At 68.7% G+C, this 15,565-nt stretch carries 13 protein-coding genes; 12 read left to right on the top strand and 1 reads right to left on the bottom strand.

All coding sequences use genetic code 11. The features are described from left to right. Positions 1-304 precede the first annotated feature (304 nt). The 11 genes from H4W80_RS22045 (at position 305) to araA (ending at position 13,910) form a co-directional block, all read left to right on the top strand. Positions 305-1,276 (top strand): ABC transporter substrate-binding protein, encoded by a 972-nt coding sequence (locus tag H4W80_RS22045; RefSeq protein WP_318786993.1) that lies wholly within the window; start codon positions 305-307, stop codon positions 1,274-1,276. A 140-nt stretch (positions 1,277-1,416) separates the two neighbouring features. Then, positions 1,417-2,928 (top strand): sugar ABC transporter ATP-binding protein, encoded by a 1,512-nt coding sequence (locus H4W80_RS22040; protein WP_192786830.1) that lies wholly within the window; start codon positions 1,417-1,419, stop codon positions 2,926-2,928. Beyond that, positions 2,925-3,938, top strand: coding sequence for an ABC transporter permease (locus H4W80_RS22035; protein ID WP_192786829.1), 1,014 nt, complete (start codon positions 2,925-2,927; stop codon positions 3,936-3,938). Before H4W80_RS22040 ends, H4W80_RS22035 begins: the two co-directional genes overlap by 4 nt. Next, the gene (gene yjfF / locus H4W80_RS22030; protein ID WP_192786828.1) at positions 3,935-4,918 is read left to right on the top strand and encodes a galactofuranose ABC transporter, permease protein YjfF; all 984 of its coding nucleotides are present in this window, start codon (positions 3,935-3,937) and stop codon (positions 4,916-4,918) included. The genes H4W80_RS22035 and yjfF overlap by 4 nt, the downstream gene beginning before the upstream one ends. Before the next feature lie 194 nt (positions 4,919-5,112). Further along, positions 5,113-6,231, top strand: coding sequence for a multiple monosaccharide ABC transporter substrate-binding protein (gene chvE, locus H4W80_RS22025; protein WP_318786992.1), 1,119 nt, complete (start codon positions 5,113-5,115; stop codon positions 6,229-6,231). Between the two features lie 61 nt (positions 6,232-6,292). After that, complete coding sequence (gene mmsA, locus H4W80_RS22020; protein ID WP_192786827.1) at positions 6,293-7,825, top strand: multiple monosaccharide ABC transporter ATP-binding protein; 1,533 nt, start codon at positions 6,293-6,295, stop codon at positions 7,823-7,825. Continuing rightward, positions 7,822-9,078 carry a multiple monosaccharide ABC transporter permease gene (gene mmsB / locus H4W80_RS22015; protein WP_225963595.1) on the top strand — a complete coding sequence of 419 codons (1,257 nt, stop codon included), beginning with the start codon at positions 7,822-7,824 and terminating at the stop codon, positions 9,076-9,078. The genes mmsA and mmsB overlap by 4 nt, the downstream gene beginning before the upstream one ends. Positions 9,079-9,111: 33 nt before the next feature. After that, on the top strand, positions 9,112-10,128 hold the full coding sequence (locus H4W80_RS22010) for a LacI family DNA-binding transcriptional regulator (protein ID WP_378526857.1): 1,017 nt from the start codon (positions 9,112-9,114) through the stop codon (positions 10,126-10,128). A gap of 58 nt (positions 10,129-10,186) precedes the next feature. After that, the gene (gene araB, locus H4W80_RS22005) at positions 10,187-11,809 is read left to right on the top strand and encodes a ribulokinase (RefSeq protein ID WP_192793656.1); all 1,623 of its coding nucleotides are present in this window, start codon (positions 10,187-10,189) and stop codon (positions 11,807-11,809) included. Between the two features lie 2 nt (positions 11,810-11,811). Continuing rightward, positions 11,812-12,459, top strand: coding sequence for an L-ribulose-5-phosphate 4-epimerase (locus tag H4W80_RS22000; protein WP_225963594.1), 648 nt, complete (start codon positions 11,812-11,814; stop codon positions 12,457-12,459). Further along, the gene (araA, locus tag H4W80_RS21995; protein ID WP_192786825.1) at positions 12,456-13,910 is read left to right on the top strand and encodes an L-arabinose isomerase; all 1,455 of its coding nucleotides are present in this window, start codon (positions 12,456-12,458) and stop codon (positions 13,908-13,910) included. Before H4W80_RS22000 ends, araA begins: the two co-directional genes overlap by 4 nt. Here araA and H4W80_RS21990 read toward each other — a convergent pair. Continuing rightward, positions 13,907-14,251, bottom strand: coding sequence for a PLD nuclease N-terminal domain-containing protein (locus H4W80_RS21990; RefSeq protein WP_192786824.1), 345 nt, complete (start codon positions 14,249-14,251; stop codon positions 13,907-13,909). The genes araA and H4W80_RS21990 overlap by 4 nt on opposite strands. A gap of 79 nt (positions 14,252-14,330) precedes the next feature. On the opposite strand from H4W80_RS21990, the gene H4W80_RS21985 reads away from it, so the two are divergent. Continuing rightward, positions 14,331-15,539: an FAD-binding protein gene (locus tag H4W80_RS21985; RefSeq protein ID WP_192786823.1), complete on the top strand. Its 1,209-nt coding sequence runs from the start codon at positions 14,331-14,333 to the stop codon at positions 15,537-15,539. Positions 15,540-15,565: the final 26 nt, after the last annotated feature.

Genomic DNA, 15,565 nt, shown 5'->3' with positions numbered 1-15,565 from the left:
AGGCGAGTGAGCGTTAACAACAGCGATCCGCGACAAGTTAAGGAACGGCCGAGACCCCCGTCAAGGGGCCGTCCGTGTAATCCGACCGTAATCCGGCGGCCCCTTGACGGGACCGGTTGTTAACGTTCACAGTCGGGGCGAGCTCATCAAGCACTTCGATGCATCCTCAGCACATCGAAAAGTAGGCGTCGGCGACGCTCTCGGGGACCGGTGCGGCTGATGTGTAGGCCGTTGCGCAAGGCAGGAAGGCGCCGGTGTCCCCTGATGGGGATGTTAGCGCTCACATGAGAAGGGAACCCCCCACGTGTTGAAGAGGATCTCGGCTTTAGTTCTCGCCGGTCTGACCGCGATGTCCATGACCGCCTGCGGCAGCGGCGGTGGCGGCGGCGGTGGTGGCGGCTCGATCACCATGGGCTTCTCCCAGGTGGGTGCGGAGAGCGGGTGGCGCACCGCGAACACCAAGTCCGTGCAGGACTCGGCCAAGACCGCGGGCATCACGCTCAAGTTCTCCGACGCCCAGCAGAAGCAGGAGAACCAGATCAAGGCCATCCGCTCCTACATCCAGCAGAAGGTGGACGTCATCGCCTTCTCGCCGGTGGTGGAGTCCGGCTGGGACACGGTGCTCAAGGAGGCCAAGGACGCGAAGATCCCGGTCATCCTGACCGACCGCGCCGTGGACTCCAAGGACACCTCCCTCTACAAGACCTTCCTCGGCTCGGACTTCGTCGAAGAGGGCAAGAAGGCCGGCCAGTGGCTGGTGAACGAGTACAAGGACGCCAAGGACCCGGTGAACATCGTCGAGCTGCAGGGCACGACGGGCTCGGCCCCGGCCAACGACCGCAAGTCCGGCTTCCAGGAGGTCATCGGGGCCGATCCCAAGTTCAAGATCATCGCCTCGCAGACCGGCGACTTCACCAGGGCCAAGGGTAAGGAGGTCATGGAGGCCTTCCTGAAGTCGAACCCGGACATCGACGTCCTCTACGCCCACAACGACGACATGGGCCTGGGCGCGATCGAGGCCATCGAGGGCGCGGGCAAGGTGCCCGGCAAGGACATCAAGATCATCACCGTGGACGCCGTCAAGGACGGGATGCAGGCGCTCGCCGACGGGAAGATCAACTACATCGTCGAGTGCTCGCCGCTGCTCGGCCCGCAGCTCATGGACCTGGCCAAGAAGGTCGTCAAGGGTGAGCAGGTGCCGGCCCGCGTGGTGACCGAGGAGACCACGTTCACGCAGGAGCAGGCCAAGCAGGCCCTGCCCTCCCGCCAGTACTGACCCGCCGTCCGGCTGGGGTCCCTGGGTCGGGGAAAGGGGCGAGTCGCCTCCGTGCTCCGGCCCGGGGCCCTGGACCCGGGGCACCGGGGAGGCGTAGTGACGAGGCAAGGCGGCGGTTTCCCAGCCATATGAGGAGAGACATGGTCACACCCGCGCCGGTCCTGACGATGAGCGGGATCGGCAAGCAGTTCCCTGGCGTGAAGGCCCTGGACGGCGTCGACCTGCGGCTGCTCCCGGGCGAGGTGCACGCGCTCATGGGAGAGAACGGCGCGGGCAAGTCCACCCTGATCAAAGTGCTCACCGGCGTCCACCCCGCCGACGCGGGCACCATCGAGCTGGGCGGCGCCCCCGTCGCGTTCGGCAGCCCCCTGGAGGCGCAGCAGGCCGGCATCAGCACGGTCTACCAGGAGGTCAACCTCTGCACGAACCTCTCGGTGGCCGAGAACATCTTCATCGGCCGCGAGCCCCGGAAAAGGGGCCGCATCGACTGGAAGCGGATGCGCGCCAGGGCCGCCGAGCTGCTGTCGCGGCTGGAGCTGAGCGTGGACGTGTCGGCGCCGCTGTCGACGTACTCGCTGGCCGTCCAGCAGATGGTGGCCATCGCGCGGGCGATCGACATCGAGGCGAGGGTGCTCATCCTGGACGAGCCCACCTCCAGCCTGGACGCCGACGAGGTCCAGCAGCTCTTCCGGGTGATGAGGAGGCTGAAGGAGGAGGGCATCGCCATCCTCTTCGTCTCCCACTTCCTCGACCAGATCTACGAGATCTCGGACCGCATGACGATCCTGCGCAACGGCAGGCTGGTCGGCGAGTACCTCACCGACCGGCTCCCGCAGGTCGAGCTGGTCGCCAAGATGATCGGCCAGGAGCTGGCCGCGCTGGAGCGGCTGCAGGGCGAGGCCAAGGTCTTCGACCGGCCGCTGGTCGAGGCGCGCGAGCTGGGCCGGCCGGGGGCCATCGAGCCGTTCACGCTCACGATCCACGAGGGCGAGGTGGTGGGCCTGGCCGGGCTGCTCGGCTCCGGCCGTACGGAGATCGCGCGGCTGCTGTTCGGCGCCGACCACGCGGGCACGGGCGAGATCGCGGTCGGCGGGACCCCGGCGTCGTTGCGCACGCCGCGCGCGGCCATGAACCACAAGATCGCGTTCTGCTCCGAGAACCGCAAGGCCGACGGCCTGATCCCCGACCTCACCGTGCGCGAGAACATCATCCTCGCCCTCCAGGCCACCAGGGGCTGGACCAGGCCGGTGCCGCGCGAGCAGCAGGACGAGCTGGTCGGCAGGTACGTCAAGGCCCTGAAGATCAGCCCGCCCAACCCCGAGCACCTCGTACGCAACCTCAGTGGCGGCAACCAGCAGAAGGTCGTGCTGGCCCGATGGCTCATCCTCGAGCCGCGCCTGCTCATCCTGGACGAGCCCACCCGGGGCATCGACGTCGGCGCGAAGACCGAGATCCAGCGCCTGGTGGCCGAGCTGTCCGACGGCGGCATGGCGGTGCTGTTCATCTCGGCCGAGCTGGAGGAGGTGCTGCGGCTCAGCCACAAGGTCGAGGTGCTGCGCGACCGGCGGCTGGTGGCCGAGCTGCCCAACGACGACGAGCTGACGACGGACGTGCTCATGGAAACGATCGCGAGCGGAGGCCGGGCCTCATGAGACGGCTGCTCTGGCCGGTGGTGGTCCTCGTACTGCTGCTGGCGCTGAACGTGTTCTTCACGCCCAGCTTCTTCTCGATCCAGGTCAGGGAAGGCCACCTGTACGGGAGCCTGATCGACATCCTGCGCTTCGGCGCCCCGCTGATCCTGGTCTCGCTCGGGATGACGCTGGTCATCGCCACCGGCGGCATCGACCTGTCGGTGGGCTCGGTGGTGGCGATCTCGGGGGCGCTGGCCTGCCTGCAGATCAGCGAGGACGCGAACGTGTTCACCGCCGTGGCGGCGGCGCTCGGCCTCTGCCTGGTGCTGGGGGCCTGGAACGGGTTCCTGGTCGCGGCCGTCGGCATCCAGCCGATCATCGCCACGCTGATCCTCATGGTGGCCGGGCGCGGCCTGGCCCAGCTCATCACCGACGGGCAGATCATCACCGTCAACAGCCCGGCGTACAAGGTGATCGGCGGCGGCTACTGGCTGACCGTGCCGTTCGGCATCCTCATCGTGATCGGCGTGCTGGCCATCACGGCGTTCCTCACCCGGCGGCTGGCGCTGGGCATGCTGATCGAGTCGGTCGGCGGCAACGCCGAGGCCAGCCGCCTCGCGGGCATCAGGTCGCGCGGGATCATCATCATGGTGTACGCGTTCGCCGCCCTGTGCGCGGGCGTCGCCGGGTTGATGATCAGCTCGAACGTCTCCAGCGCCGACGGCAACAACGCCGGCCTGTGGATCGAGCTGGACGCCATCCTGGCCGTCGTGATCGGCGGCACGTCGCTGTCCGGCGGCCGGTTCTCGCTCGGCGGCACCGTGCTGGGCGCGCTGATCATCCAGACCCTGACCACGACGATCTACTCGATCGGCGTGCCACCGGAGACCACGCTGCTGTTCAAGGCGCTGGTCGTGACGGCGGTCTGCCTCATCCAGTCCCCGTCCTTCCGCCAGAAGGCGTTCCGCGGACGCGGCCGCGCCGCGCCCGCCAGCCCGGTGGCCGAGGAGAAGGTGCGAGTTACCACATGAGCACGCTGACGATCGGGCGGGCGAGCGTGCCCGCCAAGTACCTGCCGGTCCTCGTGACCGGGTGCCTGTTCCTGGCCATGTTCGTGGTCGGGGGGATCCGCTACGAGGGGTTCGCCAGCGGGCAGGTCGTACTCAACGTCTTCATCGACAACGCCTTCCTGCTGGTGGTGGCCGTCGGGATGACGTTCGTGATCCTGACCGGGGGCATCGACCTGTCGGTGGGGTCGGTGGTGGCGCTGTCCACGATGATCTCGGCCAGCCTCATGGCGGGGCCCGGGTGGCCGCCGTACCTGGTGATCCCGCTGGTGCTGGTCATCGGGGCGGGGCTGGGGCTGGTGATGGGGTACATCGTGCACGCCTTCGACATCCAGCCGTTCATCGTGACGCTGGCGGGCATGTTCCTGGCGCGGGGGCTGTGTTACACGATCGGCACGGACTCGATCCCGATCAACGATCCCACCTTCACGGCGTTCGCGCAGGCGAGGATCGACCTGTTCGCCGACATGTGGATATCACCCAGCGTGATCGTCGCCGTGGTGGTCGTGCTGGTGGCGGCGTACGTGCTGCACTACACCCGCCTCGGCCGCGCGGTGTACGCGACCGGCGGCAGCGAGCAGTCCGCGCTGCTGATGGGGCTGCCCGTGGGCCGGACGAAGATCGCGGTCTACACGATCAGCGGGTTCTGCTCGGCGCTGGGCGGCGTGCTGCTGTCGTTCTACATGCTCTCCGGCTACGGGCTGCACGCCGTGGGCATGGAGCTGGACGCGATCGCGGCGGTCGTCATCGGCGGCACGCTGCTGACCGGCGGCAGCGGCTTCCTGCTGGGCACCGTCCTCGGGGTGCTCGTGCTGGGCCTGATCCAGACGATCATCAGTTTCGAGGGGACACTGTCCTCATGGTGGACCAAGATCTTCATCGGAATGTTGCTCTTCGTCTTCATCTTGCTGCAGCGCCTGTTCTCAGCCCGATCGAGGCGCTGACCTGCTGGGGAAAGTTACTCGAAAGTTTCCGGTAGGTTATGCGCGCCCGTTGACACGAGCGTTGTTAGCGATAACAATCGGCGGAAGCGAACGAGAATTTTGTTCTGATTCGTTACTTTCTGTAATCGAATTCCTCGCTCTACCGGCAGCCGCCGCGTCCAGCGCTGCCGCGACCCCCATCGCAAGGAGATGACATGAGGTTGGGACGAATCGGGGGCGTGGTGTCCGTCATCGCCCTCGCCGCGACGATGACGGCCTGCGGATCGAGCACGAAGACCGTCGACGCCCAGGCCTCCGCCTCGGCCTCGGCCGGTAACGGGGGCGCCCTGATCGGCGTCACGATGCCCACGAAGTCGTCGGAGCGCTGGATCCACGACGGCGACAACGTCAAGCAGCAGCTGGAGAAGCTGGGCTACAAGGTCGACCTCCAGTACGCGGAGAACGACATCCCCACGCAGGCCAACCAGATCGAGAACCAGATCACCAAGGGCGCCAAGCTCCTGATCATCGCCTCGATCGACGGCACCGCCATCACCTCCCAGCTCCAGCAGGCCGCCGACAACAAGATCCCGGTCATCGCCTATGACCGCCTGATCCGCAACAGCCCGAACGTCGACTACTACGCCACGTTCGACAACTTCAAGGTCGGCGTGCAGCAGGCGACCTCGCTGCTGAAGGGCCTCGGCGTCGAGGACGGCAAGAAGGGCCCGTTCAACGTCGAGCTGTTCGGCGGCTCGCCCGACGACAACAACGCCACGTTCTTCTGGAACGGCGCCATGTCGGTGCTCAAGCCCAAGATCGACGACGGCACCCTGAAGGTCGCGAGCGGCCAGACCGACTTCAAGCAGGCCGCCATCCTGCGGTGGGACCCCGCCACGGCGCAGAAGCGCATGGAGGACATCCTCACCAAGACCTACACCAGCAGCAAGAAGGTGGACGGCGTGCTGTCGCCGTACGACGGTCTGTCGATCGGCATCCTGTCGGCGCTCAAGAGCTCCGGCTACGGCACCAGCGGCCAGCCCTACCCGATCGTGACCGGCCAGGACGCCGAGCTCGCGTCGGTCAAGTCGATCATCGCCGGTGAGCAGTACTCCACCATCTTCAAGGACACCCGCAAGCTCGCCGAGCAGACGGTGAAGATGGCCGACTCCGTGCTCAAGGGCCAGAAGCCCGAGGTCAACAACGAGAAGGACTACGACAACGGCAACAAGGTCGTCCCGTCGTACCTGCTCGACCCGGTGATCGTGGACAAGAGCAACTACAAGGAAATCATCGTCGGCAGCAACTACTACACCGAGGACCAGCTCAAGTAAGGGCCAGAGCCCCGGGGACCCCCAGGAGTCCCCGGGGCTCTCCTCCCTGAGCGAGGGGTATATGACCGAGCACATCTTGCGGATGAGCGGGATCACCAAGACGTTCCCCGGCGTCAAGGCGCTGCAGAACGTCAACCTGTCCGTCCGGCGGGGCGAGATCCACGCGATCTGCGGCGAGAACGGCGCCGGCAAGTCGACGCTGATGAAGGTGCTTTCCGGGGTCTACCCGCACGGCGAGTACGACGGCGAGATCACCTTCGAGGGCAGGACGGTCGAGTTCGGCGGCATCCGCGACAGCGAGCACGCCGGCATCGTCATCATCCACCAGGAGCTGGCGCTCAGCCCGCAGCTGTCGATCGCCGAGAACATCTTCCTCGGCAACGAGCGCGCCAAGCGCGGCTTCATCGACTGGAACCGCACCAACTACGAGGCCGGCGAGCTGATGAAGCGGGTCGGCCTGCGTGAGAACCCGACGACGCCGATCTCCGACATCGGCGTGGGCAAGCAGCAGCTCGTCGAGATCGCCAAGGCGCTCTCGAAAGAGGTGAAGCTGCTCATCCTCGACGAGCCGACCGCCGCCCTCAACGACGACGACTCGGCCCACCTGCTCGACCTGCTGCGCGGCCTGCGGGACGAGGGCATCACCTGCGTGATCATCTCTCACAAGCTGAACGAGGTCACCGCCATCGCCGACTCCGTCACGATCATCCGCGACGGGCAGACGATCGAGACCCTCGACATGGCCACCGACAACGTCACCGAGGACCGCATCATCTCCGGCATGGTCGGCCGGGCGCTCGACAACCGCTTCCCGCCGCACGAGCCGACCATCGGCGACGAGGTGCTGCGCATCGAGGACTGGACGGTCTACAGCCCCAGCCAGCCGGGCCGGAAGGTGGTCGACGGCGCCGCCCTCACGCTGCGCCGGGGCGAGATCGTCGGCCTCGCGGGGCTGATGGGCGCCGGGCGCACCGAGCTGGCGATGAGCGTGTTCGGGCGCACGTACGGCGTGCACATCACCGGCAAGATCTTCAAGGACGGCAAGCCGATCGAGATCCGCAACGTGCAGGACGCGATCAGGCACGGCATCGCCTACGCCACCGAGGACCGCAAGAGGTACGGCCTCAACCTCATCGAGGACATCAAGCGCAACATCTCGGCGGCCGGGCTCACCGGGCTGTCCAAGCGCGGCTGGGTCAACGAGAACGAGGAGTACAAGGTCGCCGAGCAGTTCCACAAGAGCATGAACATCAAGGCGCCCACCGTCAACAGCATCGTGGGCAAGCTGAGCGGCGGCAACCAGCAGAAGGTCGTGCTCTCCAAATGGATCCTGACCGAGCCGGACGTGCTCATCCTCGACGAGCCCACCAGAGGCATCGACGTCGGTGCCAAGTACGAGATCTACACGATCATCAACCGGCTGGCCGACCAGGGCAAGGCCGTGCTCGTGATCTCCTCTGAGCTGCCCGAGCTGCTCGGGCTGTGCGACCGCGTCTACACCCTCTCCGAGGGCCGCATCACCGGCGAGGTGCCGCGCCAGGAGGCCACTCAGGAACACCTCATGTACTTGATGACCAAGGGACAGGAAAAATGAGTAGCATCACGCCCACCGTGGAGGCCGGCGCCAAGGGCGACGGGGGAGCGCCACGGCAGCCGGGCAGGGTGTCGCTCGGCGGAGTGTCGCTCAACCTGCGATCCAGCGGCATCTACATCGCCTTCGCGCTGATCGTCGCGCTGTTCTCGGTGCTGACCGACGGCGCGATGCTCACGCCGCAGAACATCTCCAACATCATCGTCCAGAACTCCTACGTCCTGATCCTCGCGATCGGCATGATCCTGATCATCATCGCCGGGCACATCGACCTGTCGGTCGGCTCGGTGGTGGCGGTCACGGGAGCGCTGGCGGCCGTGCTCATGGTGAACATGGGCTGGCCCTGGCCGCTGGCCCTGCTCGTCACGCTGGTGGCGGGTGCGGTCATCGGGGCCTGGCAGGGCTACTGGATCGCGTACTTCGGCATCCCGGCGTTCATCGTGACGCTGGCCGGCATGCTGCTGTTCAGGGCGCTGACGCTGACCGTGCTGGGCAACCAGGGCATCGGCCCGTTCCCCGACCAGGTCCGCACGCTGGCCAACGGCTTCACCAACGGCTACCTCGGCAACATCGGCCTCGGCCCGCTCGGCGGCGCCGACCTGTTCAGCCTGCTGATCGGCGTCGTGGCCATCGCCGGCATGGCGGCCTCCCAGTGGCGCACCCGCAACGCGCGCCGCGGCTACGGGCAGGCCGTGGAGCCGATGGCGCTGTTCGTGCTGAAGCTGGCGGCCGGGGCCGCGCTGATCCTCTTCCTGGTCGTGCAGCTCGCCCGTTTCAAGAACCTCCCGTGGGTGCTGGTGCTGCTGGCGGTGCTCGTGCTCGGCTACTCGCTGATGGCCAACCGCACGGTCTTCGGCCGGCAGATCTACGCCATCGGCGGCAACCTCCAGGCGGCCGTCATGTCCGGCGTGAAGGTCAAGTCGGTGGTCTTCTGGATTTTCGTCAACATGGGCGTGCTGTCGGCCATCGCCGGCATCATCTTCGCCGGCCGGCTCAACCAGGCCGGTCCCACCGCCGGTAACAGCTTCGAGCTGGACGCCATCGCCGCGGCGTTCATCGGCGGCGCGGCCGTCCAGGGCGGTGTCGGCAAGGTGGTCGGCGCCATCACCGGCGGTCTGATCATGGCGGTCATCAACAACGGCATGTCCCTGATCGGCTCGCCCAGCGAGCGGGTCATGCTCGTCAAGGGGGCGGTCCTCCTGGCGGCCGTGGCGTTCGACGTGTGGACCAAGCGTCGGGCGGGTGCTTCGCGTTAGTAGGATCCCCTGAGCCCAGCGAAAGGAGAGACCGTGACGACCCCCAAGCGCCGCCTGCCGGTCATGGCCGATGTGGCCAAGGAAGCGGGCGTGTCGCACCAGACGGTCTCCCGGGTGCTCAACGACCACCCGAACGTCCGGGCGGACACCCGCGCCCGGGTGGAGGAGGCGATCACCCGGCTGGGCTACCGGCGTAACCTGGTCGCCCGCGCCCTGGTCACCAAGCGGTCGAGGACGCTCGGCGTGGTGAGCTTCGACACCACGCTGTACGGCCCGGCCAGCACGATCTACGGCATCGAGCAGGCGGCCAGGACCGCGGGCTACTTCGTGAGCATCGTCAGCCTGAAGTCGATCGACGCGGCCAGCGTGCGCGACGCCATCGACTACCTCGCCGAGCAGGGCGTGGACGGGGTCGTGGTGGTCGCGCCGCAACGCTCGGCCGGGCGCGCCCTGGAGAACCTGCCGACCGGCATGCCGGCGGTCGCGGTCGAGGGCACCCACAGCGCCGACGTGTCGGTGGTCTGCATCGACCAGGTCCAGGGCGCCAGGCTCGCCACCCGCCACCTCCTGGAGCTGGGTCACGAGACCGTCTGGCACGTCAGCGGCGCCCCCGACTGGCTGGAGACCGAGGGCCGGATCGAGGGCTGGCGCGCGGCCCTGGAGGAGGCCGGCCGGCCGGTGCCCGAGCCGCTGGCCGGCGACTGGAGCCCGCGCGCCGGCTACGAGGCCGGCAAGAGCCTGGCGGCGATGGAGGGCGTCACGGCCGTGTTCGCCGGCAACGACCAGATGGCGCTCGGCGTGCTGCGCGCGCTCAGCGAGGCCGGCGTGCGGGTGCCCGACCAGATCAGCGTGGTGGGCTTCGACGACATCCCCGAGTCGGAGTTCTTCTCGCCGCCGCTCACCACGGTCAGGCAGGACTTCGACGTGGTGGGCAGGCACTGCATCGAGGTGCTGCTGCGCCAGATCGACGCCGGGCCCACCGCCTACGAGCGCCTGGTCGTCCCTCCCAGCTTCGTCGTGCGGTCGAGCACCTCGGCCCGGCGGCGGTAGATGATGTGCAGGCCACAGAAAAAATCCCCTGGAGTGGAATGTGAACGCTAACAGTTACGTGGTCGGAGTCGACTTCGGCACGCTCTCGGGGCGTGCCGTCGTCGTCCGCGTGAGCGACGGCGCGGAGCTGGGCAGTGCCGTCCACGAGTACGCCCACCGCGTCATCGAGCACAGCCTGCCGGGATCCGACGAGAGGCTGGGCCCCGACTGGGCGCTGCAGTCGCCGCAGGACTGGATCGACGTGCTGAAGATCGCCGTCCCCCAGGCGGTCGCCGCCTCGGGCGTCGCGCCCGAGGAGATCATCGGCATCGGCACCGACTTCACCGCCTGCACCGTGCTGCCCACGACGGCGGATGGCACGCCGCTGTGCTTCGAGACCCCGTCCGAGCCGCACGCGTGGCCGAAGCTGTGGAAGCACCACGCCGCGCAGTCGCACGCCGACCGGATCAACGAGCTGGCCGCGCGCCGGGGGGAGAGCTGGCTGCCGCGCTACGGGGGCAAGATCTCCTCGGAGTGGGAGTTCGCCAAGGGCCTGCAGGTCCTGGAGGAGGCCCCCGAGGTGTACGCCAGGACCGAGCGCTGGATCGAGGCGGCCGACTGGATCATCTGGCAGCTCACCGGCGTCGAGAGCCGCAACATCTGCACTGTGGGTTACAAGGGGATCTTCCAGGACGGCTCCTACCCGTCCGAGGAGTTCCTCGCCGAGCTCAACCCCGGCTTCGCCGGTTTCGCGGGCAAGCTCGCCACCGGTCAGGTCGGTGACCAGGTCAACGGCACCACGCTGGCCCCTCTCGGCGGCCTCGCCGGGCGCCTGACCGCGCAGGCCGCCGAGTGGACCGGGCTGCCCGAGGGCGCGGCCGTGGCCGTCGGCAACGTGGACGCGCACGTCACCGCGGCCGCCGCCGACGCCGTCAGGCCCGGCCAGATGGTGGCCATCATGGGCACCTCCACCTGCCACATCATGCCCAGCGACCAGCTCGCCGAGGTGCCCGGCATGTGCGGCGTCGTACGCGACGGCATCGTGCCCGGCCTCTGGGGCTACGAGGCCGGCCAGTCCGCGGTCGGCGACATCTTCGCCTGGTTCGTGGACAACTTCGGGGGCGACCTCGACCACGAGAGCCTGACCGCGCTGGCCGAGAAGCAGGCGGTCGGCGAGCACGGCCTGGTCGCGCTCGACTGGTTCGGCGGCAACCGCTCGGTGCTCGTGGACCACAACCTGTCCGGCGTGATCATCGGCCAGACCCTGGCCACCAAGCCCGAGGACGTCTACCGGGCGCTCATCGAGTCCACCGCCTTCGGCGCCCGGATGATCGTGGAGACGTTCGAGAAGTCGGGCGTGCCGGTCGAGGAGTTCGTGGTCGCCGGCGGCCTGCTGAAGAACCGCTTCCTCATGCAGGTCTACGCCGACGTGCTGCGCCGCCCGCTGTCGGTCATCGGCTCCGACCAGGGCCCGGCGCTCGGCTCGGCCATCCACGCGGCCGTCGCCGCCGGCGCCTACCCGGGCATCCAGGAGGCCGCCGCGGCCATGGGCAAGCGCACCGAGGCCGCGTACGTGCCCGACGCGGCGAGCGCCGACGCCTACGACCGGCTCTACGCCGAGTACCGCAGGCTCCACGACTTCTTCGGAGACGGAAAGGCCCTGCACACCCTCCGCGCGATCAGGAACGAGGCCCAGGCATGAGCATGAGAAAGACTGTCGCCGACCTGCATGCCGAGCTGGTCCGCTACAACCTGGTCGTCTGGACCGCGGGCAACGTCTCGGGCCGGATCCCGGGCGAGGACCTGTTCGTCATCAAGCCGTCCGGGGTCTCCTACGACGAGCTGACGCCGGAGAACATGGTCGTGTGCGACCTCGACGGCAACCTCGTGGAGGGCGAGCACTCGCCGTCCAGCGACACCGCCGCGCACGCGTACGTCTACCGCAACCTGCCCGACGTCGGCGGCGTCGTGCACACCCACTCCACCTACGCCTCCGCCTGGGCGGCGCGCGGCGAGGCCATCCCGTGCGTGCTGACCGCGATGGCCGACGAGTTCGGCGGCGAGATCCCGCTCGGCCCGTTCGCGCTGATCGGTGACGACTCGATCGGCCAGGGCATCGTCGAGACGCTCAAGGGCCACCGTTCCAAGGCCGTCCTCATGCAGAACCACGGCGTGTTCAGCATCGGCAAGGACCCGAAGGCGGCCGTGAAGGCCGCCGTCATGTGCGAGGACGTGGCCCGGACCGTCCACGTGGCCAGGCAGCTCGGCGAGCCGCTGCCGATCCCGCAGGACGACATCGACCGCCTTTACGACCGCTATCAGAACGTCTACGGACAGAGGAGCCCGCGTTGAAGATCTGGTTTCTGACCGGCAGCCAGGGGCTGTACGGCGAGGACACGCTGCGCCAGGTGGCCGAGCAGTCTCAGCGCATCGCCGAGCAGCTGCCCATGCCCGTCGAGTGGAAGCCCGTGCTCACCGACGCGGCGGCGATCAGGCGCGTGATGCTGGAGGCCAACGCCGACGACTCGTGCGCCGGCGTGATCGCGTGGATGCACACCTTCTCCCCGGCCAAGATGTGGATCGCGGGGCTCGACGCGCTGCGCAAGCCGCTGCTGCACCTGCACACGCAGGCCAACGTGGAGCTCCCGTGGAGCACCATCGACATGGACTTCATGAACCTCAACCAGGCCGCCCACGGCGACCGTGAGTTCGGGTTCGTGCAGACGCGGCTGGGCGTGCCGCGCAAGACCGTGGCCGGGCACGTCAGCGACCCGGCCGTGGGCGAGCGCATCCTGACCTGGGTGCGGGCCGCCAAGGGCCTGGCCGAGGTGCGCACGCTGAAGCTGGCCCGCTTCGGCGACAACATGCGCGACGTGGCGGTCACCGAGGGCGACAAGGTCGAGGCGCAGCTCCGCTTCGGCGTCTCGGTCAACACCTACGGCGTGAACGACCTGGTGGAGGCCGTGGACGCGGCCTCGGACGCGGACGTGACGGCGCTGGTCAAGGAGTACGCCGAGCAGTACACCGTCGCTCCCGAGCTGCTCGGCGAGCGCAACGAGTCGCTGCGGTACGCGGCCAGGATCGAGCTGGGCCTGCGCGGCTTCCTGGAGTCGGGCGGCTTCAAGGCGTTCACCACGAACTTCGAGGACCTCGGCGGCCTGCGCCAGCTCCCCGGCCTGGCCGTGCAGCGGCTCATGGCCGACGGGTACGGCTTCGGCGGCGAGGGCGACTGGAAGACCTCGGTCCTCCTGCGCACCCTGAAGTCCATGGCGCCCGGCGGCACGTCGTTCATGGAGGACTACACCTACGACCTGTCGCCCGGCCAGGAGCTCATCCTGGGCGCGCACATGCTGGAGGTCTGCCCCTCGATCGCCTCCGGCACGCCGTCGTGCGAGATCCACCCGCTGGGCATCGGCAACAGGGAGGACCCGGTCCGGCTCGTGTTCGACGCCGAGCCCGGCCCCGGCATCGTGGTGGGCCTGGCCGACATGGGCGACCGGTTCCGGCTGGTGGCCAACGAGATCGACCTCGTGGCCCCGCCCCAGCCGCTGCCCAAGCTGCCGGTCGCCCGCGCGGTCTGGAGCCCCCGCCCCAACCTGCGGACGTCCACGGAGTCGTGGCTCACGGCGGGCGCGCCGCACCACACGGTGCTCTCCACGGCGATCGGCCGCGCGGAGCTGACCGACCTGGCCGACATGCTGGGCGTGGAGCTGCTGATCATCGACGCCGACACGACGACCGAGCGGTTCACCAAGGAGATCCGCTGGAACCAGGCGTACTACCGCCTGGCCCAGGGCTTCTAGTCCTCGGGCGGCTTCTTGGGGGCGTTCCTGCGCTGCTCCTCGGCGCGTTCGCGGCAGCGGCGCAGGAACTCCTCGTCGTCGTCCGGGTTGACGGCGGCGAAGCGGCCCGGGCGGTCGTACTCGGGGAACGCGCTCGGGCGCGTGACCGCCTGCGACCGGTCCGGGCGGCCGGCCACCAGCCAGGCGACGGAGCCGATCAGCGGGAACAGCAGCACGATGACCACCCAGACGATCTTCGGCAGGTTCCTGCAGAGCACGTCGGGCGTGGTGATCGCGTCGAAGAGGCAGTAGAGCCAGAGCACAAGCGTGACAAGGCCGATGGCCTCGGACAGGTAGAGCACGGCACACCTCCGTCAGCGGATCATGAAGCTAGCGGCACCCGGGCCGGGCTGACAAGGTGGTTTGTGGGAAGGTAATGCCGTGACGCTGACCAATTGGGCGGGAAACACCGCATTTCGGGCGCAAGCTGTCCATCACCCGACCTCGCTCGACGAGCTCCAGGGGCTCGTCTCGGCCGGCTCCCGCGTGCGGGCGCTGGGGACCGGCCACTCGTTCAACGACGTCGCGGACACCGACGGCGACCTCGTCGTGCTCGACCGGATGCCGGACGCGGTGGAGATCGACAGCGCGGCGGCCACGGTGCGGGTGCCCGCGCGCATGACGTACGCGCGGCTCGCGCCGCAGGTGCACCGGGCCGGGTTCGCGCTGGCGAACCTGGCCTCGCTGCCGCACATCTCCGTGGCCGGCTCGGTCGCGACCGGTACGCACGGCTCCGGCGACGCCGTCCCCGGCCTGGCCGCGGCCGTGTCCTCGCTCGACCTCGTCACCGCCGACGGCTCCGTGCTCACCCTCTCCCGCGGCGACGCCGACTTCCCCGGCGCGGTGGTGGCCCTCGGCGCGCTCGGCATCGTCACCTCGCTGACCCTCGACCTGGTGCCGGCCTTCGAGGTGCGCCAGTACGTACGCGAGGGCCTGACCGTGGGCGCGCTCGCCGACTTCGACCAGATCATGTCCGGCGCCTACAGCGTCAGCCTCTTCACCGACTGGCGCGACACCCGCGTCTGGCTGAAGAGCACCGAGGAGCTGACCGAGGCCGACTGGTTCGGCACCACCCCGGCCGACGGTCCCCGTCACCCGCTGCCCGCGATGTCGGCGGAGAACTGCACGATCCAGCTCGGCGTGCCCGGGCCGTGGTACGAGCGGCTGCCGCACTTCCGGCCGGACGCCGAGCCGAGCGGCGCGGGCGACGAGCTGCAGTCGGAGCTCATCCTGCCCCGGGAGCACGCGGTCAAGGCGCTGCGCGAGCTGTACGCGATCGGCGACCGGATCCGGCCCGTCCTGCAGATCTCGGAGGTCCGCTCGATCGCCCCCGACGACCTGTGGCTGAGCCCCTTCCGCGGCCGCGACAGCGTCGGCATCCACTTCACCTGGATCAGGGACGTGGCCGCGGTGCTGCCGGTGCTGGAGCTGGTGGAGGAGACGCTGGCGCCGTTCGCGCCCAGGCCGCACTGGGGCAAGCTGTTCACCCGCCGGCCCGAGTGCCCCGACGAGTTCCGCTCGCTCGTACGGCGGCTCGACCCCCAGGGCAAGTTCGCCAACGACTTCACGCGGATACTGCTGCAGGAGTAGCACTCTCGCGCGGGCATGCGCCCCCG

The organism is Nonomuraea angiospora, from assembly GCF_014873145.1.
GTDB lineage: Bacteria > Actinomycetota > Actinomycetes > Streptosporangiales > Streptosporangiaceae > Nonomuraea > Nonomuraea angiospora.
This window is presented reverse-complemented; position numbering and strand designations above follow the sequence as displayed.